Origin of the sequence: Jiangella muralis, assembly GCF_001270745.1 — a bacterium.
GTDB lineage: Bacteria > Actinomycetota > Actinomycetes > Jiangellales > Jiangellaceae > Jiangella > Jiangella muralis.
Genome location: NZ_KQ434752.1, coordinates 184,676 through 206,749, shown reverse-complemented (window position 1 = coordinate 206,749; position 22,074 = coordinate 184,676). Strand labels below are relative to the sequence as shown.

Sequence of the window (22,074 nt, the reverse complement as noted above, 5' to 3'; positions counted from 1 at the left end):
TGGGGGCGGGCCGCCTCCAACCGGATCGGCGGAGTGAGCATGGACGAATACGGAGTGTTGACCTGAGCGCCAACAGTTGGCGGCTGCGTCAACACGCCGGAATCGCACATACCGAGCGAGCGAGCCGATCGACGAGCATCAAACGGTGGCGGGGCGGGCCATGGGCAGGTGCGGGATGCTGCCGTCCAGGAACTCGGGGCCGGTGACGGTGAACCCGTAGCGGGCGTAGAAGCCGCCCAGCTGGATCTGGGCGGCCAGCACGCATCGACGCGCGCCGATGCGTTCGAGCGCGGCGTCCAGCAGCCGTCCGGCCAGGCCGGCGCCGCGGGCGGACGGCGCCACGACGACCCGGCCGATGCGGGCCGCGCCGTCGGGGTCGTCGAGGATGCGCAGGTAGCCGACCGGCTCGTCGCCGCGGGCCAGCCACAGGTGGACGGCGGACGGCTCGAGGTCGCGGCCGTCGAGGTCGAGGTAGGGGTCGCCCTGCTCGACGACGAACACGCCGGAGCGCAGGCGCAGCAGCCGGTACAGCGTCGTCGCGTCGAGCCGGTCGATGGTCGCGGAGTGCAGCGTGAGATCCACCGGCTCAGTGTGCCGGATCGCCCTCCCGCCGCCGCAGCGAGACGCCGTTGATGCAGTAGCGCAGGTCGGTCGGGGTGGCGAAGCCCTCGCCCCGGAAGACGTGGCCCAGGTGCGAGCCGCAGCGGGCGCAGCGGACCTCGGTGCGGACGGTGCCGAAGCCGCGGTCCTCGATGTACTCGACGCGGTCCTCGGCCAGCGGCTCGTAGAACGACGGCCAGCCGCACTGGGCGTCGAATTTGGTGGCGGACTCGAACAGCTCCGCGCCGCAGGCGCGACAGGAGTACACGAACGGCTGGTCGTCGGCGTGCTCGAGCAGGCTGGTGAAGGAGCGCTCGGTGCCGGCCTCGCGCAGGACGTGGTACTCCTCGGGCGTCAGCTCCGCCCGCCACTCGGCGTCGGTCTTCTCGATCTCGTAGCTCATATCCGAAGAACCCCCTGGAAGACGGCCGGATTCCCCGGTCAGTCGAAGGTGGCGCGGCGCGACGGCTGGACGCGCAGCGGCTCGCCGGGCATCTTCGGGTACTCCGGCGGGTACGGCAGGTCGCCGAGGTCGTGGTCCTTCTCGTCGCGGGCGGCGAGCTCGAGCAGCGGCTCCAGCGAGTACGCGACCTCGGCCACGCCGGCGTGGAGGTCGCCGACGGCGGCGAAGCGGGCCGGCATGGTGGTGATGTCGAAGTCCTCGGGCCGGGCATCGTCGACCTCGTCCCAGGTCAGCGGCGCCGACACGGTGGCCCGCGGGCGGGGCCGCACGGAGTAGGCGGAGGCGATGGTGCGGTCGCGGGCCATCTGGTTGAAGTCGATGAAGATGCGCTCGCCCCGCTCCTCCTTCCACCAGTCGACGGTCACCTGGTCGGGCATGCGCCGCGCGAGTTCGCGGCCGAACGCGATGACGGCGCGGCGGGCCTGGACGAAGTCCCACTCGGGCCGCACCGGGACGTAGAGGTGCATGCCGCGGCCGCCGGACGTCTTCGGGAAACCGTCCATGCCGAGCTCCTGCAGCAGCGCCCGGGCCTCGTGCGCGACGGGGACGGCGTCGGAGTAGTCGGTGCCCGGCTGCGGGTCGAGGTCGATGCGCAGCTGGTCGGGGTGCTCGGCGTCGGGACGGCGGACCGGCCACGGGTGGAACGTCAGCGTGCCGAGGTTCGCCGCCCACACGACGACGGCCAGCTCGGTGGGGCAGACCTCGTCGGCGGTGCGGCCGCTGGGGAACGCGACGGTGGCGGTCTCGACGTAGTCGGGGGCGCCCTTGGGGATGCGCTTCTGGTAGAACGCGTCGCCGCGGTTGTCCTGCCGCGTGGACAGCTTCGCGCCCTCGAAGACGCCGCCGGGCCAGCGTTCCAGCGTGGTGGGCCGCTCGCGCAGCGCGCCGAGGATGCCGTCGCCGACGGCGATGAAGTACTGCACGACGTCGAGCTTGGTGAGGCCGCGCTCGGGGAAGTAGACCTTGCTGGGGCTGGACACCCGGACCTGACGGTCGCCGACCTCCAGCTCGATGGCTTCCCTCATGCCGTCCCCGACGCCGTGCCGTTGTCGGCCGGACGCTCGGCGGGCGGATGCTCGGCCGCGCGGCGGTCGCGTTCCGCCGCGTGCTCGGCCTCGACCTCGGACTCCCAGTCGGGCTCGCCCTTGGCCAGCAGGTGCAGCACCGGCACCTTGAGCCGCCGGCGGGCGCGGGCGGTCCAGTCGACGTGGAACAGCTCGGCGACGACGTGCGGGCGGGTGAGGATGATGATCTCGGCCGCGCCGCACTCCTGCGACAGCGCGCAGAGGCGGTCCAGCGGGTCGGTGGCCGTGACCTCGCCGCCGGCCTGCGCGCCGGTCTTGGCGAACGCCTCCAGCGACTGCGCCAGCGACCGCTTGCTGGCCGCCCGGATCTCCTCGTGCACCCGCTCGAGGTCGGCCTCGTCGACGTACATGGCGGCGGTGCCCATGACCTCGCTGGCGGCGAGTGACCCGATGGTCGACTCGACCCGGCTGGCGGCGTCCTCGACCGGGATCAGCACGTGGTAGCGGACCGGTTCCGGTGTGTCGGCGTGTAGCGCCACGATCTGGCGCGCGTCCCAGTCGGCAACGGGCTCTTCGACGAGCACCACGATGTTGTACGACATGGCGACCTCCCAAGGGTCGGCACCGGCAGGGTTGCACACCATACCGGCCTCCGTTCCATTCTCGCTCAGGCGCGGCCGATCAGCCCAGCACGTCCGCGAGGTCGAACTTGACCGGTTCCTCCAGTTGCGCGTACGTGCACGATGCGGGCTCGCGGTCGGGCCGCCAGCGGACGAACTGCGCGGTGTGCCGGAACCGGACGCCCTCCATGTGGTCGTAGCGGACCTCGACGACGCGTTCGGGCCGCAGCGGGACGAACGAGAGGTCCTTGCCGCTGCTCCACCGGCTGTACTCGGCGTTGCGCGGCGTGCGGGTGCCCTCCTCCTGCTTGGCCCACGCCCACGGGTGGTCGTCGAAGGACGTGACCAGCGGCTGCAGCTCCTCGAACAGCTCTTCGCGCCGCTTCATCGGGAACGCCCCGATGACGCCGACGCTGGCCAGCACGCCGTCGCCGTCGTAGAGGCCGAGCAGCAGCGAGCCGATGCGGTCGGGCCCGCTCTTGTGGACGCGGTAGCCGGCGACGACGCAGTCGGCGGTGCGCTCGTGCTTGATCTTGAACATCACCCGCTTGTCGGGCTCGTAGGCGCCGTCCTGCGGCTTGGCGATGACGCCGTCGAGCCCGGCGCCCTCGAACTGGTGGAACCACTGCTCGGCCAGCGTCTTGTCGGTGGTGGCGGCGGTGACGTGGATGGGCGCCTTCGCGGCGGCGAATGCCTCGACGAGGGCGGCCCGGCGTTCGCGGAACGGCCGCTGGGTGTAGTCGTCGTCGCCGAGGGCGAGCAGGTCGAACGCGACGAACTTGGCCGGGACGGTCTCGGACAGCATCTTGACGCGGCTGGCGGCGGGGTGGATGCGCTGCTGCAGCATCTCGAAGTCGAGGCGGTCGCCGGACTCGCCGACCAGCACGATCTCGCCGTCGACCACGGCACGCTCCGGGAACTCCGCCTTCACCGCCTCGACCAGTTCGGGGAAGTACCGGGTCATCGGCTTCTCGTTGCGGCTGCCGATCTCGACGTCGTCGCCGTCGCGGAAGATGATGGACCGGAAGCCGTCCCACTTGGGCTCGAAGCTGAGGTCGCCGTCGGGGATGCCCTTGACGGGCTTGGCCAGCATCGGCGGCACGGGCGGCAGGACCGGGAGTCGCATGGCCCCAGTCTGTACCACGGGGCCGACAACGGTCAGGACCGGCGCGCCACCCAGCGCATCAGCAGCGTGCCCTCGTCCTCGAGGACGTGGCCGAGCGACCAGTCGCTGTGCAGCGACGACGGCGCCTCGAGCAGGCGGTGCGACTGGCCGCCGACCATCGACGGCGTCAGGGTGTAGCAGAGCTCGTCCAGCGCGCCGGCCGCGACGATGGCGGCCAGCAGGTGCGGGCCGCCCTCGCAGAGGATGCGGGTCAGGCCGCGCTCGGCCAGCGCCCGCACGGCGGCGGGGACGTCCAGCGACGTCTCGCCCGCGACGACGACGTCGGCGACCTCGCGGAGTGCCCCGAGCCGGTCGGGCGGTGCGGACGCGCAGGTCAGCACGATGGTCCGGTGCGTGGCGTCGGCGAACAGCGGCGCCGACGGGTCGAGGTCGAGGGAGCGGCTGGCGACCGCGATGGGCCGGTCGACCGGGCCGTAGTGCTCCGCGCGGACGGTGCCGGCGCCGGCCAGGACGACGTCGGCCAGTCGCCGCAGCAGCGCCAGCACAACGCGGTCGGGCGGGCTGGACACCGTCGCCGACCGCCCGTCGGGGCCCTGCACGGCGCCGTCGAGGCTGGTCACCATGTTCGCCCGCAGCCAGGTGGCGCCGCCGGACAGCGGCGGGTAGGCGTAGGCGGCGTCGAGGCCGGCGGTGTCGCCGGGCGGATAGAGCTGCTGCACGGGAAGAACCTTACGATTGCTGCCATGCCGGACCATCTCGCCGAACGTCGTCCGGACGTGCCGGCGGAACGGCTCGTCACGGACATGGTGCCACCGCCGCGGTTCCGCCACGTCGCATTCGACGGCTACCGCGCCGACCCCGCCGTCCCCAGCCAGGCCGAGGCGGTCGCGGCGGCGCGGGCCTTCGCCGCCACCGTGGGCGGCGGCGGGCGGCGGCGCGGCTGGTTCCGCAAGGCCGCCGACGCGGTTCCGGGCGCCGGGCTGTACCTCGACGGCGGCTTCGGCGTCGGCAAGACGCACCTGCTGGCGTCGCTGTGGCACGCCGCGCGGGTGCCGCCGGAGCGCAAGCTGTTCTGCACGTTCGTCGAGCTGACCAACCTCGCCGGGGCGCTCGGCTTCGCCACGGCCGTCGAGGCGCTGTCCGCCCACCAGCTGGTCTGCGTCGACGAGTTCGAGCTGGACGACCCCGGCGACACCGTGCTGGTGTCGACGCTGCTCGGCCGGCTGTCCGAGCGCGGCGTCCGGCTGGCCGCCACCAGCAACACGCTGCCCGGCCAACTCGGCGAGGGCCGGTTCGCGGCGTCCGACTTCCTGCGCGAGATCCAGGCGCTGGCCGCCCGGTTCGCCGTCGTCCGGGTCGACGGCGACGACTACCGGCACCGCGGGCTGCCATCGGCGCCCGAGCCGGTGCCCGACGCCCTGGTCGCCGCCAGCGCGACGGGGGAGGGCGTCACCCTCGACGACTTCGCCGCGCTGGCCGCGCACCTGGCCACCGTCCACCCATCCCGGTACGGACCACTGCTCGACGGCGTCCGGCGGGTGCACCTGCGCGGCGTGCGCACCGTCGACGACCAGTCGACGGCGCTGCGGCTGGTGGTCCTGGCCGACCGGCTCTACGACCGTGACCTGCCCGTCGTCGCCGGCGGCGTGCCGCTGGACCGGCTGTTCACGCCGGAGCTGCTGGCCGGCGGCTACCGGAAGAAGTACTTCCGCGCGGTGTCCCGGCTGACGGCGCTGGGCCGCGACGGCGCCGCCGTGCTCACGTCGCACCGGCCGCCCTGGCGGTGACCGACGGCGCGGCGGAGACTGGCGGTGTGCCCAGTCCGTCGTGTGACGAGGAGGTCCGCTCATGCCCAAGGTGCTCATCCTGACCGGTGACGCGGCCGAGGATCTGGAGTTCTTCTATCCCTACCAGCGGCTGCTCGAAGAGGGCTACGAGGTCGACGTCGCGGCGCCGTCGGTGAAGAAGCTGCAGTTCGTCGTGCACGACTTCGTCGACGGGTTCGACACGTACACCGAGAAGCCCGGCCACAGCTGGCCCGCCGACGTCGCATTCGCCGACGTGAACGTCGACGACTACGTGGCCGTCGTGGTGCCCGGCGGGCGGGCGCCGGAGTACATCCGCAACGACCCCGACGCCCAGCGCATCGTCAGGCACTTCATGGACGGTGGCCTGCCGACGGCGGCCCTGTGTCACGGCCCGCTGCTGCTGGCGGCCGCGAAGACCCTGGACGGACGCCGCTCGTCGGCCTACCCGGCGCTCGCCGTCGACGTCGAGACCGCCGGCGGCACCTTCGTCGACGGCGCCGGCGTGGTCGACGGCAACCTGGTGACCGGCCGCGCCTGGCCGGACCACCCGCAGTGGTTCGGCGCGTTCATGGAGCTGCTGCGCAAGACCGCCCCCGTCTGATCGAGGCCCGGCGATAACGCGGTGACATATTTATGTCGCCGCGTTAGTCTTGTGTCATGCGAACGACGATGCGCCTCGACGAGGACTTGATGCGCCAGGTCAAGGAGTACGCCGCCCGCAGCGACCGGACCATCACATCAGTTCTGGAGGACGCCTTGCGCCAGCTTCTCGAGCGAGAGCGCCGCGACTTCGGCGGCCCTCGCCCCGACATCGTCCAGCTCGCTGTCTTCGACGGCGACGGGCTGCAGGTCGGCATCGATCTGAACGACCGCTCCACCTGGGCCGACCTGGCCGATGCGGAGGACGCCGAGCACTTCCGGGCCATCGATCATGTTGATGCCTGATGTCAACATCCTCGTCTACGCCCACCGCGGTGAGCTGCCGCAGCACGCACAGCATCGCGACTGGCTGCAGGGTCTCGTCGACGGCATGGAGAGCTACGCGGTCAACGACGCGGTGATCAGCGGCTTCCTGCGGCTGGTGACGAACCGGCGCGTCTTCCGGACCCCGACCCCGCTCGACGTCGCGCTCCGGTTCGCAGACCTCGTCCGGCATCGGCCGCAGGCCATCGTCGTCGCACCGGGGCCGCGGCACTGGCCGATCTTCGAGTGGCTGTGCCGCGACGCCGGCGCCACGGGTCGCGACGTCCCCGACGCGCACCTCGCGGCGGTGGCCATCGAGCACGGGTGCGAGTTCGTCACCGCCGATCGCGGGTTCGCTCGCTTCAAGGGCCTGCGCCTGCAGCCGGTTCCGGCGGACTAGCATCCTGGTGTGTCGACTCGCCGAACGCTCGCGGCCGAAGCGTACGCCGACGACAGCGGCCTGGCCGCGCGCATCCCGATCTACGCTCACCAGGAGCCACGGCTCGACCTCGTGGCGTTCGCACTCGAGCGTCTCGGCACGGTCGCGGGTCCCGTCCTCGATCTCGGGTGGGGCACCGGCGCCTACACCCGCCGGCTTCGCGACGAGCGGCCACACCTGCGGGTCATTCCCATGGACCTCACACCGGGAATGCGGCCGGAGGTGGTGGGCGAGGTCGATCACCTCCCGTTCGCCGACGGCTCGGCCGGCGCCATCCTCGCGATGCACATGCTCTACTACGCGACCGATCAGCGGGCCGCGCTGGAGGAGGCACGACGCGTGCTGAGGTCCGGCGGCCGCCTGCTCGTCAGCACGAACGGCCGCGAAGCGGGCAAGGAGCTCCGCGAGCTGTGGACGTCCGCGCTGCACGACCTCGGCGCCGATCCGTCGCCGTACCCGCGCATCGACGAACCGTTCCTGCTCGACCGCGCGGCCGACCTGGTCCGGGACGTGTTCGGCTCCGCCAACACTGCAGAGCACCGCTCCCGCATCGTCGTTCCTCGGCCCGAACCGGTGCTCGCCTACGTCGCCAGCAGCCGACGCGAGCACGTCGGCCAGCTGCCACCCGGTGTCACGTGGGACGCCTACCTGGCGGCCGCCGACCGGCGGGTCCGCGCCGAGATCGCCCGGTCAGGGGCGTTCGTCATCACGGGCCACGTGGGGGTGGTGACCGCGGAGAGAGTGGACGAGCGCGGCCTCCAGCCGAGTCCGTCCCTCGTCAGGTGAGCATGGGTGGCAGCGGCTCGGCGTGCAGCAGGACCAGGCGCAGCGTGGGCCGGGTGACGGCGACGTAGAGGTCGGTGGCGCCGCGGACGGACTCGGCCAGCAGCTCGGCCGGCTCGACCACCACGACGGTGTCGAACTCGAGGCCCTTGGCCTGGACGGCCGTCAGCACCGCCACCGGCGCGTCCAGCGCGTCGGCCGTCGAGGCGCGCGAGACCGGCACCGGCAGCGCCGCGGCCAGCCCGCCGTGCACGTCGTCCAGCCGCGCCACCGGCACCAGCACCGCCAGCCGCCCGGAGCCGACGGCGGCCAGCTCGGCCGTCACCTCGGTGACCAGCGACTCGACGAGGTCCAGCGACGACCACACCGGCACCGTGCGCGGCTGCTCGCCGGTCGAGCGCACCGACGCCGGCGGCTCCAGCGCGGGGTCGATGGAGTGCAGCACCCGGGCCGCGAGGTCCATGACCTCGCTCGGCGTGCGGTAGTTGACGGAGAGCGTCTCCTGTCGCCACCGGCCCGGCACATGCGGCTCGAGCACGTCGGCCCACGACCGCGCGCCCGCCGCGGCCCCCGTCTGCGCGATGTCGCCGACGACGGTCATCGAGCGGCCCGGCACCCGGCGCATGACCATGCGCCACGCCATCGGCGACAACTCCTGGGCCTCGTCGACGATGACGTGCCCGAACGCCCACGTGCGGTCGAGTCCGGCCCGCTCGGCGACGCTGCGCCGGGCGGCGGCGCCGCGATAGCGCTGGGCCACCAGCGAGGGGTCGACCGGGATCTCCAGGTCCAGCTCGTTGAGCACCTCGCGGGCGTACTGGACCTCGGCCTCCTCGCGCTGCCGGGCCAGCCGGGCCGCCTCGTCGGGGTCGTCCAGCTCGCCGAGCAGCTCCGCGGCCTCGTCCAGCAGCGGCACGTCCGACGTCGTCCACGGGGCGTCCGGCGCGCGCGACAGCAGCGACCGCTCGGCCGCCGTCAGGTCGGCGCCGGCCGACGCCAGCAGCGACGGCGACGCGAACAGCTCGCCCAGCAGCCGCTCCGGCGTCAGCGCCGGCCACAGCTCGTCGATGACGGCGGCGACGGCGGGCTCGGCGGCGAGGTCGGCGCGGATCTCGGCGAGGTCATCGTCGTCCAGCGACTCGCCCAGCGCCCGGGCCTGCTCGTCGGCGAGGTGATCGAGCAGCTCGCGGACGAACACCCGGCGGGCGACGTTGTGCGGCTTGCGGGCGCGGCGGGCGCGGGTGCGGGCCGACCGGACGGCCGACGGCGCCAGCGTCAGCTCGACGCGGTCGACCTTCAGCTCCAGCGGGCCGCCGGGCAGCCGCTGCCGGTCGCGGACGGCGACGGCGACGACGGTGGCCATGCGGGGGTCGCCCTTGACGACGGCGACGTCGGCGGGGTCGTCGCCGTCGGCCTCGACGCCGGGCACCAGCTCGCCGACCGTCGCCAGCACGACGCCGGTCTCACCCAGCGACGGCAGCACCTGGTCGATGTAGTGCAGGAACGTGCGGTTCGGCCCGACCACCAGCACACCGCTGGAGCCCAGGCGGTCGCGGTGGGTGTAGAGCAGGTACGCCGCGCGGTGCAGCGCCGCGACCGTCTTGCCGGTGCCCGGGCCGCCCTGCACGACCAGCACGCCGTTCAGCGGCGACCGGATGATGCGGTCCTGCTCGGCCTGGATGGTCGCGACGATGTCGGACATGCGGCCGGTGCGGTGCTCCGTCAGCGCCGCCAGCAGCGCCGCCTCACCGCGCAGCGTGCCCTGGCCGCCGGACGGCATCGCCGCGAGGTCGAACACCTCGTCGTCGACGGCGAGCACCCGGCGCAGCCGGGTCTGGATGTGCCGGCGGCGGACCAGTTCGCCCGGGTCGGCGGCCGTGGCCCGGTAGAACGGCTCGGCCGCGGGCGCCCGCCAGTCGACCAGCAGCTGTTCGTAGTCGTCGTCGGTCAGCCCCATGCGGCCGATGTAACTGGTGTGCTGGTCGCGGAAGTCCAGCCGGCCGAAGCACAGCCCGCGGTCGACCGACCCGAGCCGCTCCAGCCGCTCGACGTCGCGGGCGACGAACGCCTCGCGGTCCCACACCGACGCGTGCGTGCCACCGTGCTCGCGGTACAGCGTCGCCAGCCGCTCCGAGAGCCGCTTCTTCAGCTCGTCGAGGCGGTCGTACAGGTGGGTGATGTACGGCTGCTCCTCGTCGACGGCGTCGTCGTGACCGGCCGCCGGCCGGATGGCCGCGTCGTCATTCTCGGCGTCGATGTTGTTCCCTTTCCGAAGCCGTCCGGTCCAGCCGGACCGAATCGTCAAGTGTACCGGCCCCCGCCCTGACCCCCTCCGTTACGCTGAATCGATGACTCAGCCGACGTGGTCGTCGCTCCTTCGTCTCCCGTCCGGGCCGGTCGACCTCGCGGCGCTCGACACCCGCGCCACGCCGGGCTTCGACGGCAAGAAGGCGGACGGCCAGGCGGCGCTGCAGGAGCTCCGCCCGGTCATCTCCGACCTGCAGGAACGGCTGTTCGCGGCCGGCCGCAGCGGCGGCGAGCAGCGGCTGCTGCTGGTGCTGCAGGGCATGGACACCTCCGGTAAGGGCGGCACCATGCGCCACGCCGTCGGGCTGATGGACCCGCAGGGCGTCAACATCCGGGCGTTCAAGGCGCCGACGCCGGACGAGCGGCGCCGCGGCTTCCTCTGGCGCATCCGCCAGGCGCTGCCCGACGCCGGCCAGATCGGCGTGTTCGACCGCAGCCACTACGAGGACGTGCTCGCCGTGCGGGTGCGCAAGCTGGCCCGGCCGTCCGTCGTCGAGTCCCGGTACGACGCCATCAACGACTTCGAGCGCGAGCTGACCGCGTCCGGCTGCGTCGTCGTCAAGGTCATGCTGCACATCTCCGCCGGCGAGCAGAAGGCCAGGCTGGCCGAGCGGCTGGAGAACCCGGCGAAGTACTGGAAGTACAACCCCAGCGACATCGACGACCGCAAGCTCTGGCCCGACTTCCAGCGCGCCTACGAGATCGCGCTGGAGCGCTGCGGCACCGACGCGGCGCCCTGGCACGTCGTGCCGGCCGACCGCAAGTGGTACCGCAACCTGGCGGTGACGCGGCTGCTCATCGAGCACCTGGCGGCGCTGGGCCTGGGCTGGCCACCGGCCGATTTCGACGTCGACGCCGAGCGGGCGCGGCTCGCGGCGTCCTGACCCGCGTACGCCACCGGGCGTAGCCGGCGGCTACCGGCGTACGCGGATCTGCGTACTCGGTGCCGTTCCGGAGCGGACGACCCGCACCCCCGCACAGGCGAATGATCGCTCCGGAGGTCCGGCGGTGTAGCCGGCCCGGAGGGAGCGATCATGCGGAAGGTCTTCCTCGGCTTCGCGGTGCTGGTGCTCGCGGCGGTCGTGGTGCAGTTCTATCTTGCGGCGGTCGGAGCGTTCGACACCGCGCCCAACGACGAGGCGTTCGACGCCCACGCCATCCTCGGCACGGTGATCCTGCTGCTCGCCGTGCTGGCGACGATCATGGCGGCGGTGGCCAAGCTCGGCGGGCGGCTGATCGGGATGACCGCCGGCATCGCCGGGCTGGTGCTACTGCAGAGCCTGATCCGGGTGCTCGCGGACGCGCTGAGCGACTCCGGCGACACGTCCTCGACGGCCGGCACGCTGGTGTTCGGGTTGCACGCCCTGAACGGGCTGGCGATCCTGGGCCTGAGCGCCCGGGTGCTCGCCGAGGCGCGCCGTCCGGTGGCGACCCAGCAGCCGCCCGTCGCGGCGTGAGCACCGGCCAGCTCGTCGTCCTCGATCACGTCGTCGCGGTCCTGACGGCGGGGCTCTGGCTGGCCGCCGGCGCGGTGGCGGCGGCCGGCCGGACGCGGGTGGCGCTGGGGCTGGCGGCCGGCGGCGTGCTGGCCGTCGCCGGGCGGCTGGCGCTGGTGGCGGTGCTGGCCGATCGGGGCTGGTGGTTCGTCCAGGAGAAGGTGCTGGTGGGCGTGCCGCTGCTGGTCGTGGCCGTGGCGGCTGCGGCGGTGCTGGCGGGACGGCCGCTGCTGCGCGGCGGCGACGTGCCGCCGGCCGGGGTGACCGCGCTGTTCGCGGTGGGCTACGCGGCGCTGGCCGGGTTCGTCGTGACGTACGTCGGCGGCTACCCGCTGACCTGGAGCGTCGCACTACTCGCGGTGGCCGGCGTGGCCGCCGCGGTGCTGGTGACGGCGCAGGCGGTGGCCCCGGGCGGCGGCGCCACGCCGGCCGTGGGGCCGCTGACCCGGCGCCGGTTCCTCGGCATCGCGGCCGCCGGCGCCGGAGCGGCCGGGATCGGGCTGGCGTTCGTCCGCGCGCCGTCCGCCGACGCGGGCGGGGGAGCGGCCGCCGTCCACCCGGCCGAGCACGGCACGCCCGTCACGGACCTGCGCGGCCCGACGACGCCGGCCGCGGGTGGCGCCGTCCAGACCTACAGCGTCACGGCGCAGCGCTCGACCGTCGCGCTGACGTCCGGGCGGGAGGTCGACGCGTGGACGTTCGACGGCAGTCTGCCCGGGCCGCCGCTGACCGCCGTGCAGGGCGACCTCGTCGAGGTGACGCTGCGCAACGAGGACATCGACGACGGCGTCACGATCCACTGGCACGGCTACGACGTCGCGTGCGGTGAGGACGGCGCGCCCGGCGCCACGCAGGACGCCGTCGCGGCCGGCGCCGAGTTCGGCTACCGGTTCCGGGCCGACCAGGCCGGCACGTTCTGGTACCACACGCATCAGGTGTCGCACATCGGCGTGCGCCGCGGGCTGTACGGCACGCTGGTCGTCACCCCGCGCGACGCCGTGCCGGACGACGTCGATCTCGTCCTGCCGGTGCACACCTTCGACGGCGTGCTGGCCATCGGCGACGACGACGGCGTGCTCGCGCCGGACGCGGCGCCGGGCGCGTCGGTGCGGCTGCGGCTGCTGAACACCGACTCCGAGCCGCACCGGTTCGGGCTGGCCGGGACGGCCTTCCGGCTGGCCGCGGTCGACGGGCGGGACGTGCGCGACCCCGGCGAGGTGACCGAGCGGGCGCTGCGGCTGCCCGCGGGCGGCCGGTACGACCTCACCTTCGCGATGCCGGACGGGCCGGTGGCGCTGACGGTGGACGGCGAGGTGCGGCTGCGCCTGGGCGGCGACTCCGACCCGGCGACCGGTGAGTGGCCGGAGCTGGACCCGCTGCACTACGGCGGGCCGGACGACGTCCCGTTCACGCTGGACACCGACTACGACCGGCACTTCACCCTGGTGCTGGACCGCGGCGCCGCGATGGTCGACGGCCGGCCGGCGTTCGCGCAGACGGTGAACGGCCGCGGCCACCCGTCCATCCCGGAACAGCTGGTGGCCGAGGGCGACCTCGTCCGGTTCACCGTCGTCAACCGCAGCCTGGAGACGCACCCGTGGCACCTGCACGGCCACGGCGTCCTCGTGCTCGCCCGCGACGGCCGCGCGGCGACCGGCAGCCCGCTGTGGGTCGACACCTTCGACGTCCGGCCGGGCGAGGTGTGGGACGTCGCGTTCGAGGCGAACAACCCGGGCGTGTGGATGAACCACTGCCACAACCTGCCGCACGCCGAGCAGGGCATGATGCTGCGGCTGCGCTACGACGGCATCACCGCGATGGCGGGCGGGCACGGCCATGGCGCGCACTGACCCGCCGGCGGTGGAGCGGCTGCGCCGCCGCGGCGACGCCATCATCGGGCGCGAGCTGGCCCGGCTGGCCGGGCGGGCCCGCGCCCTCGGCCCGCGCGACCTCGCTGTCGTCGAGGAGGCCCTGAACGACCTGGTGGAGCGGCTCGTGCTGGCCCGCCTGCGCGCCGTCCCGCACCGTGCGGCCGAGGTCGAGCGGCTCTTCGACGACGGTGTCGCCCGCACCGCCGCGGCCGGGCGCGGAGCACGCCCACCTGCCTGAATCGGCCGGTTGCGGGTGTCTCTGCTCAACCCGCAACCGGCCGTGTCGATCGAAGATACAGGATACAATCGCCGAGCGGAAGGGGTGGCGGCCGAGCGGGTGCGGCGGCCGTCAGGCGGTGGCGAGCGCCGCGACGTCGCCGACGACGATGACGGCCGGCGGCTGGGCGCCGGCCTCCCGTGCTGCCGCGGCGATGCCGGACAGCGGCGCGGTGGTGACCCGCTGACGGGGGCCGAAGCCGTCCTCGACGACGGCGGCGGGGGTGTCCGGGTCCATGCCGTGCGCGACGAGCTGGGCGGCGGTGTCCGCGAGCAGGCTCACCCCCATGAGGAACACGAGGGTGCCCTCGGTGCCGGCGAGGTGGGCCCAGTTCAGGCCCTCGTGCCCGGAGACGACGGTGAACTGCTTGGCCAGCCCGCGGTGCGTGACGGGGATGCCGGCGGCCGCGGGCACGGCGATGGCGCTGGTGACGCCCGGAATGACCTCGACGGGGACGCCGGCGGCCCGGCAGGCGGCCGCCTCCTCGCCGCCGCGGCCGAGCACGAACGGGTCGCCGCCCTTGAGCCGGACGACCTGCTTGCCGAGTTGCGCGTGCTCGACCAGCAGCCGGTTGATCTCGTGTTGCGGGACGGGGTGGTGGCCGGGGGTCTTGCCGACGTCGATGACCTCGACGTCGTCGTCCAGCTCGGCCAGCAGCGCGCGCGGCCCCAGCCGGTCGACGACGACGACGTCGGCGGCGGCCAGCAGCTGACGGCCGCGGGTGGTGATCAGGCCGGTGTGTCCCGGCCCGCCGCCCACGAGGGCGACGCTGCCCCGTCCGTCCCGTCGGGTCCGGCGTAGGGGGAGCTCGCCGGTCTCAAGGGCCGTCTGAACGGCGTTGCGCAGCCGGACGGCGCGCCGCGGGTCGCCGCCCGCCGTCACCGCCACCAGCACGTCGCCGACCCGCGCCACGGCCGGCGTCCAGGCGGCCGAGCGGGCGGCGTCGTCGGCGCGGACGCACCAGGTGCGCTGGGCGTCGGCGGCCGCGGCGACGGCGTCGTCGACCCGGGCGTCGCCGGTCGCGGTGTGCACCAGCCAGGCACCGTCGAGGTCGCCGCCGGTGTAGTCACGGGGCGACCACGTGACCCGTCCGGCCGCGACCAGCTCGGCCAGCGGCTCGCACAGGTACGGTGCGATGACCTGCACCTCGGCGCCGGCGTCCACCAGCGGCGTCGCGCGGCGGGCGGCGACCGGGCCGCCGCCGACCACGACCACCCGCCTGCCGGCGACGTCCAGCTGCAGCGGGTACATCAGATGTTGATCCCGCACTCGGTCTTCGACGAGCCGGACCAGCGGCCGGCCCGCGCGTCCTCGCCCGCGGCGACGGGGCGGGTGCACGGCTCGCAGCCGATGGACAGGAAGCCCAGCTCGCGCAGCGGGTTGATGAGGATGCCGTGCTGCTCGACGTACGCGTCGACCTGCTCGTCGGTCCAGGTGGCCAGCGGGTTCACCTTGACCTTGGCGCGCTTGGGGTCCCAGGCGACGACCGGCGTGGCGGCGCGGCTGGGCGACTCGGAGCGGCGCACGCCGCCGGCCCAGGCGTCGTACGGCTTGAGCGCGCGGTCCAGCGGCCACACCTTGCGGATGGCGCAGCACAGGTCGGAGTCGATCTCGTACAGCTTCCCGTACTCGGCCTCGTGCTCCGGGACGCGCAGCGGGTGCGTGATCGTCTCCACCTCGACGTCGTACGTCGCCGCGATGGCGTCGCGGGTGCCGATGGTCTCGGCGAAGTGGTAGCCGGTGTCGAGGAACAGCACCTTGATGCCCGGCACCGCCGTCGACGCCACGTGCGACAGCACGCCGTCGGCCATCGAGGCGGTGATGGCGAACCGGTCGCCGAAGGTCTCGTGCGCCCAGCGGACGATCTCGCCGGCCGGTGCGTCCTCCAGGTTGCGCGCGGCGTCCAGCGCGAGTGCCTCGAGGGAGTTCGTCGGGCAGAGGGTCATCCTGCGCTCCTTCTGGTCGAGAGGCCGAGCAGTTTCACCGCGAACACCCGCAGACAGGACCGGCACTCCCACGCACCGTGCGGCTCCTCCACCGGGTGGAGGTCCTCCTCCGCGCAGAACGGGCAGTGCATGATCGCGGCCCTGGTCTCGCTCATTACTGGAGCGCCTCCTCGTCGGCGCGGGCCACCCACTGGGCGAACCGCTCGCCGTCGGTCCGCTGGTCGGCGAAGCGCCGGACCACGCGCTCCACGTACTCGGGCAGCTCCGCCGTCGTCACCTTCAGGCCGCGCAGCTTCCGGCCGAAGCCGGCGTCCAGGCCGAGGCCGCCGCCCAGGTGCACCTGGAAGCCCTCCTCGCCCTTGACGATCTGGCCCTTGAGGCCGATGTCGGCGACCTGGATGCGGGCGCACGAGTTCGGGCAGCCGTTGAGGTGCAGCGAGATCGGCACGTCCAGCTGGTCGGTGAGGTCGGCCAGCCGCTGCTCCAGCTCGGCGATGGTGTCGACCGCCAGCTGCTTGGTCTCGACGATCGCCAGCTTGCAGTACTCGAGGCCGGTGCAGGCCATCGTGCCGCGGCGGAACACGCTCGGCCGGGCCTGCAGCCCGATCGCGTCGAGCGCCGTCACCAGCGACTCGACCTGGTCGCCCTCGACGTCGAGGATGACGAGCTTCTGGTGCGGCGTCGTGCGCAGCCGGCCCGACCCGTGCGCCTCGACGACGTCGGCCAGCTTGCTGAGCATGGTGCCGGACACCCGGCCGACCAGCGGCGCGACGCCGATGTAGAACCGGCCGTCCTTCTGCTCGTGGACGCCGACGTGGTCGACCGGCTCGACGTGCCCGGGCGGCGGCGGGCCGTCGATGAGGCGTCTTCCGAGGTATTCGTCGCTCTCCAGGACCTCCCGGAATTTCTCCGGGCCCCAGTCGTCGACGAGGAACTTCAGCCGCGCGCGATGCCGCAGCCGGCGGTAGCCGTAGTCGCGGAAGATGCCGACCACGCCCGCCCACACCTCGGGCGCCTCCTCCAGCGGGATCCAGGCGCCCAGCCGGACCGCCAGCTTCGGGTTCGTCGACAGCCCGCCGCCGACCCACAGGTCCAGGCCGGGGCCGTGCTCGGGGTGGTTCACGCCGACGTAGGCGATGTCGTTGGCCTCGTGCACGATGTCGGGCAGCCCGCTGATCGCCGACTTGAACTTGCGCGGCAGGTTCGAGAACTCGGGGGAGCCGATGTAGCGGCGCTGGATCTCCTCGACCGCCCACGTCGGGTCCAGCACCTCGGCGGCGCTGATGCCGGCGACGGGGGAGCCCAGGATGACCCGCGGCACGTCACCGCAGGCCTCCGTCGTGCTGAGCCCGACGGCCTCCAGCTTCTCCCAGATCACCGGCACGTCCTCGACCCGGATCCAGTGCAGCTGGATGTTCTGCCGGTCGGTGACGTCCGCGGTGTCGCGCGCGTACGTCGTCGAGATCTCCGCGACCGTGCGCAGTTGCTCCAGGCTGAGCGCGCCGCCGTCGATGCGCACCCGCAGCATGAAGTACTCGTCGTCCAGCTCGTGCGGCTCCAGGACCGCCGTCTTCCCGCCGGGGATGCCGGGGCGGCGCTGCGTGTACAGGCCCCACCAGCGGAACCGTCCGCGCAGGTCCTGCGGGTCGATGCTGGCGAACCCGCGCTTGCTGTAGATGGTCTCGATCCGCTTGCGGACGTTGAGGCCGTCGTCGTCCTTCTTGACCCGCTCGTTCGGGTTCAGCGGCTCCAGGTGGCCGAGGGCCCACTGCCCCTGGCCCTTGGGGCGCTTGGGGGCCGGCGTCTGCGTAGGAGACATGTGCAGTGCAGTCCTCGAGGGGTCGGGGACGCACGGTGCGTTTCGGCTCGGGACCGGGTGCCCGGGGTGCCTGCCGGCGCGACCGCGCGCCCGGCTGAAGAGTCCGGGGCGGTCAGAACGCCAGACAGAGCATGCTGTCCATGCGGCCGTAGTCGACGTGACGCCGACTCACGAGCAGCAGTGGAATGACGGACAACATGCAGAGCATCGTGCCATGCTCACGTTCCGGCCACGAATGGCATGTCCACCATTCGGGCATTGTTGTCTTGCATGGCGAGATTTCATAGTGATTGAGTAGGTTTTCATCCTGCGCCTGTAGGGTCGGCGCCGTGTCCCGACTCCTGCGCCCCTTCGTCCTGCTCGCCGCCGGTGTCCTGGCGCTGACGGCCTGCTCCGAACAACTCGACCAAGGCCTCAACGACCTCGCCGCCACCGCCCTGGAGGACGCCGTCACGCGGCAGCTGTCCGACGCCGGGGTGACGCTGTCGAGCGGTCCGGACTGCTCCACCGACCTCAACCGCGACGGCACGTCGCTGTCGGGGGACGCGAACTGCACGGGGACGGCGGTGGACGGCCGGTCCGTGCGGGCCGAGTTCGACGGGACGCTGTCCAGCTCCGGCTGCACCGGCTCCCTCGGAGTCTTCGTCGACGACGAGGCGATCGCCCAGCTGGACGAGATCCCCGACTGCTCGGTGAACGTCAGCCTCTGAGGCAGGCCGGGGCCGCGACGGGGAGTCCGGCTCGGCGAGCGCGGCGGGTCCTCGATGGCGGTGGTCGTCCTCGATCGCGGTGGTCGTCTTCGATATCGGGGGTCGTGCTCTGGGTGGGTCGAGGACGGTTTCTGCCATCGAGGACGACGTTCGCTGTTGAGGACGGCGGGGCGGGTCCTGGTCTGGTGTGACGTCCTGGTCTGTGGTTGCGTTCAATGGCGGTTTCGGGGCTGGTGGCGTGACTGGGGACCAGGACGTGACGGCAGACCAGGACGTCGGCGCTCACGAACCTGGGTGTGAGGCGGGTCCTGGGTGTGGGGCGCGCTTTTGGGCTCGATATGGGTGTTCGGCGCGCGTGAGACCCAGGACGCGCCTCACACCCAGGAGGCCCACGGCGCAGGATCCCGCGAACGGTGCATATCGGGCGCGGGCTGTGCCCGGTTGGCCCTCGACGGACTTGCCGAGCAGCGAGAGGTCGCGGCGCAGCGACCCGAGGTTCTTCCCCGTCCCCCTGGTAGCTGCCCGTTCTTAGGCCGCGGGGCCGCGGGGCAAGCGGTCATCGTCGCGCGAAGCGCCCAGCAGTCCGCTTGAGGCGCGGGTGCGCGGCTCAGACATGGGCAGCAGGGGGACGGCCAACAGCACGAAACGCTGCACGTCCGCCCTAGAACAAGGCGACGTCAACGGACGCTCACTCGGAGGCGTGGCCGGTGGCGGGCTCGACGCGCCGGTCGGTCGTCTGGTGCTGGCAGTCGCACCAGGAACGGCCCTTCTCGAGCGCCGGACAGTCCTGGTGTCGCTGCTCGCTGCATGCGGGGCAGATCATGGAGCCTCCGGGGTGGCGCGGTGGACGATCGCGGCGGTGTGGAGGTGGGCGGGGCGGCGAAGGGTGCTCATGGGGCCTCCGGGGTGGCGCGGTAGACGATCGCGGCGGTGTCGAGCCCGGCGGGCAGCGCGCCGTAGACGCCGTGGCGGGCGTCGAGGCGACTGGCGCAGAACGCGTCGGCGACGGCGGGCGGAGCGAACCGGACCAGCAGGCTGGCCTGCAGCAGCACCGCCAGCTGCCCGGCCAGCACACGTGCTTGCCCGACCCCGGCGGCGGCTGTGCTGCCGGCTGTGTGGGAGCCGGCCGTGCGGACGCCGTTCATCAGGGTGGCCGTGACCTCGGCCAGCGCGTCGTCGAGGCGGCGGTCGTGGCCCTTCGCGGCCTCGACCTCCGTGCGCCAGGCGGCGACGGCGTCGGGCTCGCGGGCCAGCACGCGCAGCAGATCGAGCGCCTGGATGTTGCCCGCGCCCTCCCAGATCGAGTTCAGCGGCGCCTCCCGATAGAGCCGCGGCATGCCGCTCTCCTCGACGTACCCGTTGCCGCCCAGACACTCCAACGCCTCGGCGACCGCGGCCGGCGTCCGCTTGCACACCCAGTACTTCGCCAGCGGCAGTCCGATGCGCCGTAGCGCCCGCTCGTGGGGGTCGCTGGCGGCGTCGACCGACGCGGCGAGGCGCATGGCGAGGGCCGTCGCGGCCTCGGACTCCAGGGCGAGGTCGGCGAGGACGGCGCGCATCAGCTCGGAGTCGGCCAGCCGGGAGCCGAACGCGGATCGGTGCGCCGCATGCCACGTGGCCTCGGCGACCGCGCGGCGCAGCAGCGCGGCCGACCCGAGCACGCAGTCGAGCCGGGTGGCGGCGACCATCTCGATGATCGTGGCCACGCCCCGCCCCTCGTCGCCCAGCCGCTGCGCCAGCGCGCCGCCGAGCTCGATCTCGGCCGACGCGTTCGCGCGGTTGCCCAGCTTGTCCTTGAGCCGCTGCAGCCGCACCGCGTTGCGGCCGCCGTCGTCGAGGACGCGGGGGAGGACGAAGCAGGTCAGCCCGCCCGGCGCCTGCGCGAGCACCAGGAACACGTCGTTCATGGGCGCCGAGCAGAACCACTTGTGCCCCGTGAGCCGGTACCACCCGCCGCCGGCCGGCTCGGCGCGCGTGGTGTTGGCGCGGACGTCGGAGCCGCCCTGCTTCTCCGTCATCGCCATGCCGGCCAGCGCGCCGGCCTTCGTCGCGGGCGGACGCAGGCCGGGGTCGTACGCCGACGACGTCAGCAGCGGCTCCCACCCGGCCGCGACGGCGGCGTCGGTGCGCAGCGCCGGGACCGCGGCGTACGTCATGGAGACCGGGCACAGGTGGGCGGCCTCGAGCTGGCTCCACACCAGGAACTTCGCGGCCCGGACGGCGTGCGCGGCCGGCCCGGGCGACGCCCACGGCGCCGCGTGCAGCCCGTGCTCGACGGCGGTGGCCATGAGCCGGTGCCAGGACGGGTGGAAGTCGACCTCGTCGACGCGGTGGCCGAAGCGGTCGTGCGTGCGCAGCACGGGACCCTGGCGGTCGGCCTCGACCGCCCACCGCTGCGCCTCGGCCGACCCGGCCAGCTGCCCGAGCGCGTGCAACTCGGCGCGCCCGGCGGCGGGCGCGTGGCGGCCGACCGCCTCGACGAGCGCGGCGTCGGCGCCGAACACGTCGTGGCCGGTGAGCGGCGGCGGCTGATTGGTGACCTCGTGTGTCGCTTCCACGAAACCCACGGTAGACCGGCCGGGCGGCTATTCGCTGGCTGCGAAGGCCCGCCTGTGGATAACGTGACGATCGTAGTCAGGCTGTGGACAACAGAGGAGGTGAGTGGCCATGCACGTGATCAGATCCGTTCGCTCCACTACTCTCCGGCCAGCACGCCGCGGCTGACACCGTCGCGCGTGAGGCCGCACCCGAAGAAGGTCTCACATGTCTGCTTCCCAGCAACGCCTGCTCGACCTGGGCTGGACGCCCGAGGTCGGCCGGGCCTTCCGTCCCTACCGGGGCGCCCACCGGCTGGCCCGGGTCTGCCGCGTCGACCGCGGCGGCGCCGAACTGGCCGGCGGCATGGGCGCCGTCCGCGCCACGTTCGGGGGCGACGTGCTGCGCTCCGTCGCCGCCGACCGCATGGCGTTGCCCGCGGTCGGCGACTGGACCGCGGTCCGCGACTGGTCGGACGACCGGGTCACGCTGGAGGTGGTGCTGCCGCGGCGGACGGCGATCGTGCGCGACAGCGCCGACCGGACGTCGCACGGCCAGGTCGTCGCGGCGAACGTGGACGTCGTCGTGATCGTCGAGCATCTCGATCCCGACCCCGATCTCGGCCGCATCGAACGGCTGCTGGTGCTGGCGTGGGGGAGCGGTGCGCAGCCGGTCGTCGTCCTCACCAAGCCCGATCTCGTGCCCGACCCGGACGGCATGCGCGCCGAGGTCGCCGAGGTGGCGCCCGGAGTCGAGATCATGCTGGTCAGTGCGGTGTCCGGGGCAGGGCTGGACGAGCTGGGCGGGCTGTTGCGGGGCGGCCGGACGCTGGCGCTGGTCGGGCCGTCCGGCGCGGGCAAGTCGACGCTCACGAACGTGCTCGCCGGCGTGCCGCTGCTGCCGACGGGCGCCGTGCGGGCCAGCGACGGCCGCGGCCGGCACACCACCACCCGTCGCGAGCTGGTCGCGCTGCCCGGGCGCGGCGTCCTGATCGACACGCCAGGGCTGCGCGCCGTCGGTCTGGTCGCCGACGACGCCGCCGTCGCCGGTGCGTTCGCGGACGTCGAGGAGCTGGCGGCGCGCTGCCGGTTCCGCGACTGCGCCCACCTGGCCGAGCCCGGCTGCGCCGTCCTGCTCGCGGTCGCCGACGGGGACCTGGACGAGGAGCGGCTGGCGCGGTGGCGCAAGCTACGTCGCGAGGCCGAGCTGAACGCGGCCCGCCGGACGCCCGGCCACCGGCGCGCCGTCATCGCCGACCTGGAGGCGAAGCGGCACCGGCGCTGACG

At 73.5% G+C, this 22,074-nt stretch carries 23 protein-coding genes; 11 read left to right on the top strand and 12 right to left on the bottom strand.

Translation table 11 applies throughout. From position 1 onward, the window contains the following. Nucleotides 1-138: 138 nt before the first annotated feature. The 6 genes from ACW62_RS03890 to ACW62_RS03865 form a co-directional block, all read right to left on the bottom strand. Nucleotides 139-582, bottom strand: a complete 444-nt coding sequence (locus tag ACW62_RS03890; protein WP_053202771.1) for a GNAT family N-acetyltransferase — start codon at nt 580-582, stop codon at nt 139-141. 4 nt (nt 583-586) lie between these two features. Next, on the bottom strand, nt 587-1,003 hold the full coding sequence (gene msrB / locus ACW62_RS03885; protein WP_053202770.1) for a peptide-methionine (R)-S-oxide reductase MsrB: 417 nt from the start codon (nt 1,001-1,003) through the stop codon (nt 587-589). Between the two features lie 38 nt (nt 1,004-1,041). After that, nucleotides 1,042-2,088 carry a non-homologous end-joining DNA ligase gene (gene ligD / locus ACW62_RS03880; RefSeq protein WP_053202769.1) on the bottom strand — a complete coding sequence of 349 codons (1,047 nt, stop codon included), beginning with the start codon at nt 2,086-2,088 and terminating at the stop codon, nt 1,042-1,044. After that, nucleotides 2,085-2,690 carry a hypothetical protein gene (locus ACW62_RS03875; RefSeq protein WP_053202768.1) on the bottom strand — a complete coding sequence of 202 codons (606 nt, stop codon included), beginning with the start codon at nt 2,688-2,690 and terminating at the stop codon, nt 2,085-2,087. The genes ligD and ACW62_RS03875 overlap by 4 nt, the downstream gene beginning before the upstream one ends. 79 nt (nt 2,691-2,769) lie before the next feature. Beyond that, on the bottom strand, nt 2,770-3,834 hold the full coding sequence (locus ACW62_RS03870; RefSeq protein WP_053202767.1) for an ATP-dependent DNA ligase: 1,065 nt from the start codon (nt 3,832-3,834) through the stop codon (nt 2,770-2,772). A 32-nt stretch (nt 3,835-3,866) separates the two neighbouring features. After that, nucleotides 3,867-4,553, bottom strand: coding sequence for a pyrimidine reductase family protein (locus tag ACW62_RS03865; protein ID WP_053202766.1), 687 nt, complete (start codon nt 4,551-4,553; stop codon nt 3,867-3,869). Between the two features lie 24 nt (nt 4,554-4,577). Between ACW62_RS03865 and zapE the strand changes: the two genes are divergently transcribed. The 5 genes from zapE (at nt 4,578) to ACW62_RS03840 (ending at nt 7,830) form a co-directional block, all read left to right on the top strand. Next, a complete protein-coding gene (gene zapE / locus ACW62_RS03860; RefSeq protein ID WP_053202765.1) occupies nt 4,578-5,621 on the top strand; it encodes a cell division protein ZapE in 1,044 nt (347 codons plus the stop codon). A gap of 61 nt (nt 5,622-5,682) precedes the next feature. Continuing rightward, entirely contained in the window at nt 5,683-6,243 is a 561-nt protein-coding gene (locus ACW62_RS03855) for a DJ-1/PfpI family protein (protein WP_053202764.1), read from the top strand. A gap of 56 nt (nt 6,244-6,299) precedes the next feature. Next, entirely contained in the window at nt 6,300-6,587 is a 288-nt protein-coding gene (locus ACW62_RS03850) for a CopG family ribbon-helix-helix protein (protein ID WP_083459170.1), read from the top strand. Then, complete coding sequence (locus ACW62_RS03845) at nt 6,580-7,005, top strand: type II toxin-antitoxin system VapC family toxin (protein ID WP_205629122.1); 426 nt, start codon at nt 6,580-6,582, stop codon at nt 7,003-7,005. Before ACW62_RS03850 ends, ACW62_RS03845 begins: the two co-directional genes overlap by 8 nt. 9 nt (nt 7,006-7,014) lie before the next feature. Next, on the top strand, nt 7,015-7,830 hold the full coding sequence (locus ACW62_RS03840) for a class I SAM-dependent methyltransferase (RefSeq protein ID WP_053202761.1): 816 nt from the start codon (nt 7,015-7,017) through the stop codon (nt 7,828-7,830). Here the strand turns inward: ACW62_RS03840 and ACW62_RS03835 are convergent. Continuing rightward, the gene (locus ACW62_RS03835; protein ID WP_053203113.1) at nt 7,823-10,057 is read right to left on the bottom strand and encodes a HelD family protein; all 2,235 of its coding nucleotides are present in this window, start codon (nt 10,055-10,057) and stop codon (nt 7,823-7,825) included. The genes ACW62_RS03840 and ACW62_RS03835 overlap by 8 nt on opposite strands. A 118-nt stretch (nt 10,058-10,175) precedes the next feature. On the opposite strand from ACW62_RS03835, the gene ACW62_RS03830 reads away from it, so the two are divergent. The 4 genes from ACW62_RS03830 (at nt 10,176) to ACW62_RS03815 (ending at nt 13,739) form a co-directional block, all read left to right on the top strand. Beyond that, nucleotides 10,176-11,018: a PPK2 family polyphosphate kinase gene (locus ACW62_RS03830; protein ID WP_053202760.1), complete on the top strand. Its 843-nt coding sequence runs from the start codon at nt 10,176-10,178 to the stop codon at nt 11,016-11,018. Nucleotides 11,019-11,168: 150 nt separating this feature from the next. Then, nucleotides 11,169-11,591 carry a DUF6220 domain-containing protein gene (locus ACW62_RS03825; RefSeq protein WP_053202759.1) on the top strand — a complete coding sequence of 141 codons (423 nt, stop codon included), beginning with the start codon at nt 11,169-11,171 and terminating at the stop codon, nt 11,589-11,591. Further along, nucleotides 11,588-13,480, top strand: coding sequence for a multicopper oxidase family protein (locus tag ACW62_RS03820; protein WP_053202758.1), 1,893 nt, complete (start codon nt 11,588-11,590; stop codon nt 13,478-13,480). The genes ACW62_RS03825 and ACW62_RS03820 overlap by 4 nt, the downstream gene beginning before the upstream one ends. Beyond that, a complete protein-coding gene (locus tag ACW62_RS03815) occupies nt 13,467-13,739 on the top strand; it encodes a hypothetical protein (protein ID WP_053202757.1) in 273 nt (90 codons plus the stop codon). Before ACW62_RS03820 ends, ACW62_RS03815 begins: the two co-directional genes overlap by 14 nt. Before the next feature lie 111 nt (nt 13,740-13,850). Here the strand turns inward: ACW62_RS03815 and cobA are convergent, their stop codons facing one another. The 4 genes from cobA to ACW62_RS03800 are packed head-to-tail and all read right to left on the bottom strand — an operon-like array spanning nt 13,851 to nt 17,543. Further along, a complete protein-coding gene (cobA, locus tag ACW62_RS03810; protein ID WP_053202756.1) occupies nt 13,851-15,029 on the bottom strand; it encodes a uroporphyrinogen-III C-methyltransferase in 1,179 nt (392 codons plus the stop codon). Then, nucleotides 15,029-15,724 carry a phosphoadenylyl-sulfate reductase gene (locus tag ACW62_RS03805; protein WP_053202755.1) on the bottom strand — a complete coding sequence of 232 codons (696 nt, stop codon included), beginning with the start codon at nt 15,722-15,724 and terminating at the stop codon, nt 15,029-15,031. Before ACW62_RS03805 ends, cobA begins: the two co-directional genes overlap by 1 nt. After that, nucleotides 15,721-15,879, bottom strand: coding sequence for a hypothetical protein (locus tag ACW62_RS34650; RefSeq protein WP_169791986.1), 159 nt, complete (start codon nt 15,877-15,879; stop codon nt 15,721-15,723). The genes ACW62_RS03805 and ACW62_RS34650 overlap by 4 nt, the downstream gene beginning before the upstream one ends. After that, complete coding sequence (locus ACW62_RS03800; protein WP_053202754.1) at nt 15,879-17,543, bottom strand: nitrite/sulfite reductase; 1,665 nt, start codon at nt 17,541-17,543, stop codon at nt 15,879-15,881. Before ACW62_RS03800 ends, ACW62_RS34650 begins: the two co-directional genes overlap by 1 nt. 329 nt (nt 17,544-17,872) lie before the next feature. Here ACW62_RS03800 and ACW62_RS03795 point away from each other — a divergent pair, with 329 nt between their 5' ends. Continuing rightward, on the top strand, nt 17,873-18,253 hold the full coding sequence (locus ACW62_RS03795; RefSeq protein ID WP_053202753.1) for an LPS-assembly lipoprotein LptE: 381 nt from the start codon (nt 17,873-17,875) through the stop codon (nt 18,251-18,253). A gap of 890 nt (nt 18,254-19,143) precedes the next feature. Here ACW62_RS03795 and ACW62_RS03790 read toward each other — a convergent pair. Then, nucleotides 19,144-20,811, bottom strand: a complete 1,668-nt coding sequence (locus ACW62_RS03790) for an acyl-CoA dehydrogenase family protein (protein WP_053202752.1) — start codon at nt 20,809-20,811, stop codon at nt 19,144-19,146. Between the two features lie 205 nt (nt 20,812-21,016). Here ACW62_RS03790 and rsgA point away from each other — a divergent pair, with 205 nt between their 5' ends. Further along, nucleotides 21,017-22,072, top strand: coding sequence for a ribosome small subunit-dependent GTPase A (gene rsgA, locus ACW62_RS03785; RefSeq protein WP_053202751.1), 1,056 nt, complete (start codon nt 21,017-21,019; stop codon nt 22,070-22,072). Nucleotides 22,073-22,074: the final 2 nt, after the last annotated feature.

Bases quoted from the DNA above. Each gene is read 5' to 3' on its own strand.
- ACW62_RS34650 (WP_169791986.1), bottom strand. From the start codon at position 15,879: ATGAGCGAGACCAGGGCCGCGATCATGCACTGCCCGTTCTGCGCGGAG.
- cobA (WP_053202756.1), bottom strand. From the start codon at position 15,029: ATGTACCCGCTGCAGCTGGACGTCGCCGGCAGGCGGGTGGTCGTGGTC.
- ligD (WP_053202769.1), bottom strand. From the start codon at position 2,088: ATGAGGGAAGCCATCGAGCTGGAGGTCGGCGACCGTCAGGTCCGGGTG.
- ACW62_RS03845 (WP_205629122.1), top strand. From the start codon at position 6,580: ATGCCTGATGTCAACATCCTCGTCTACGCCCACCGCGGTGAGCTGCCG.
- ACW62_RS03805 (WP_053202755.1), bottom strand. From the start codon at position 15,724: ATGACCCTCTGCCCGACGAACTCCCTCGAGGCACTCGCGCTGGACGCC.
- zapE (WP_053202765.1), top strand. From the start codon at position 4,578: ATGCCGGACCATCTCGCCGAACGTCGTCCGGACGTGCCGGCGGAACGG.
- ACW62_RS03815 (WP_053202757.1), top strand. From the start codon at position 13,467: ATGGCGCGCACTGACCCGCCGGCGGTGGAGCGGCTGCGCCGCCGCGGC.
- ACW62_RS03850 (WP_083459170.1), top strand. From the start codon at position 6,300: ATGCGAACGACGATGCGCCTCGACGAGGACTTGATGCGCCAGGTCAAG.
- ACW62_RS03870 (WP_053202767.1), bottom strand. From the start codon at position 3,834: ATGCGACTCCCGGTCCTGCCGCCCGTGCCGCCGATGCTGGCCAAGCCC.
- msrB (WP_053202770.1), bottom strand. From the start codon at position 1,003: ATGAGCTACGAGATCGAGAAGACCGACGCCGAGTGGCGGGCGGAGCTG.
- ACW62_RS03875 (WP_053202768.1), bottom strand. From the start codon at position 2,690: ATGTCGTACAACATCGTGGTGCTCGTCGAAGAGCCCGTTGCCGACTGG.
- rsgA (WP_053202751.1), top strand. From the start codon at position 21,017: ATGTCTGCTTCCCAGCAACGCCTGCTCGACCTGGGCTGGACGCCCGAG.
- ACW62_RS03800 (WP_053202754.1), bottom strand. From the start codon at position 17,543: ATGTCTCCTACGCAGACGCCGGCCCCCAAGCGCCCCAAGGGCCAGGGG.
- ACW62_RS03855 (WP_053202764.1), top strand. From the start codon at position 5,683: ATGCCCAAGGTGCTCATCCTGACCGGTGACGCGGCCGAGGATCTGGAG.
- ACW62_RS03830 (WP_053202760.1), top strand. From the start codon at position 10,176: ATGACTCAGCCGACGTGGTCGTCGCTCCTTCGTCTCCCGTCCGGGCCG.
- ACW62_RS03825 (WP_053202759.1), top strand. From the start codon at position 11,169: ATGCGGAAGGTCTTCCTCGGCTTCGCGGTGCTGGTGCTCGCGGCGGTC.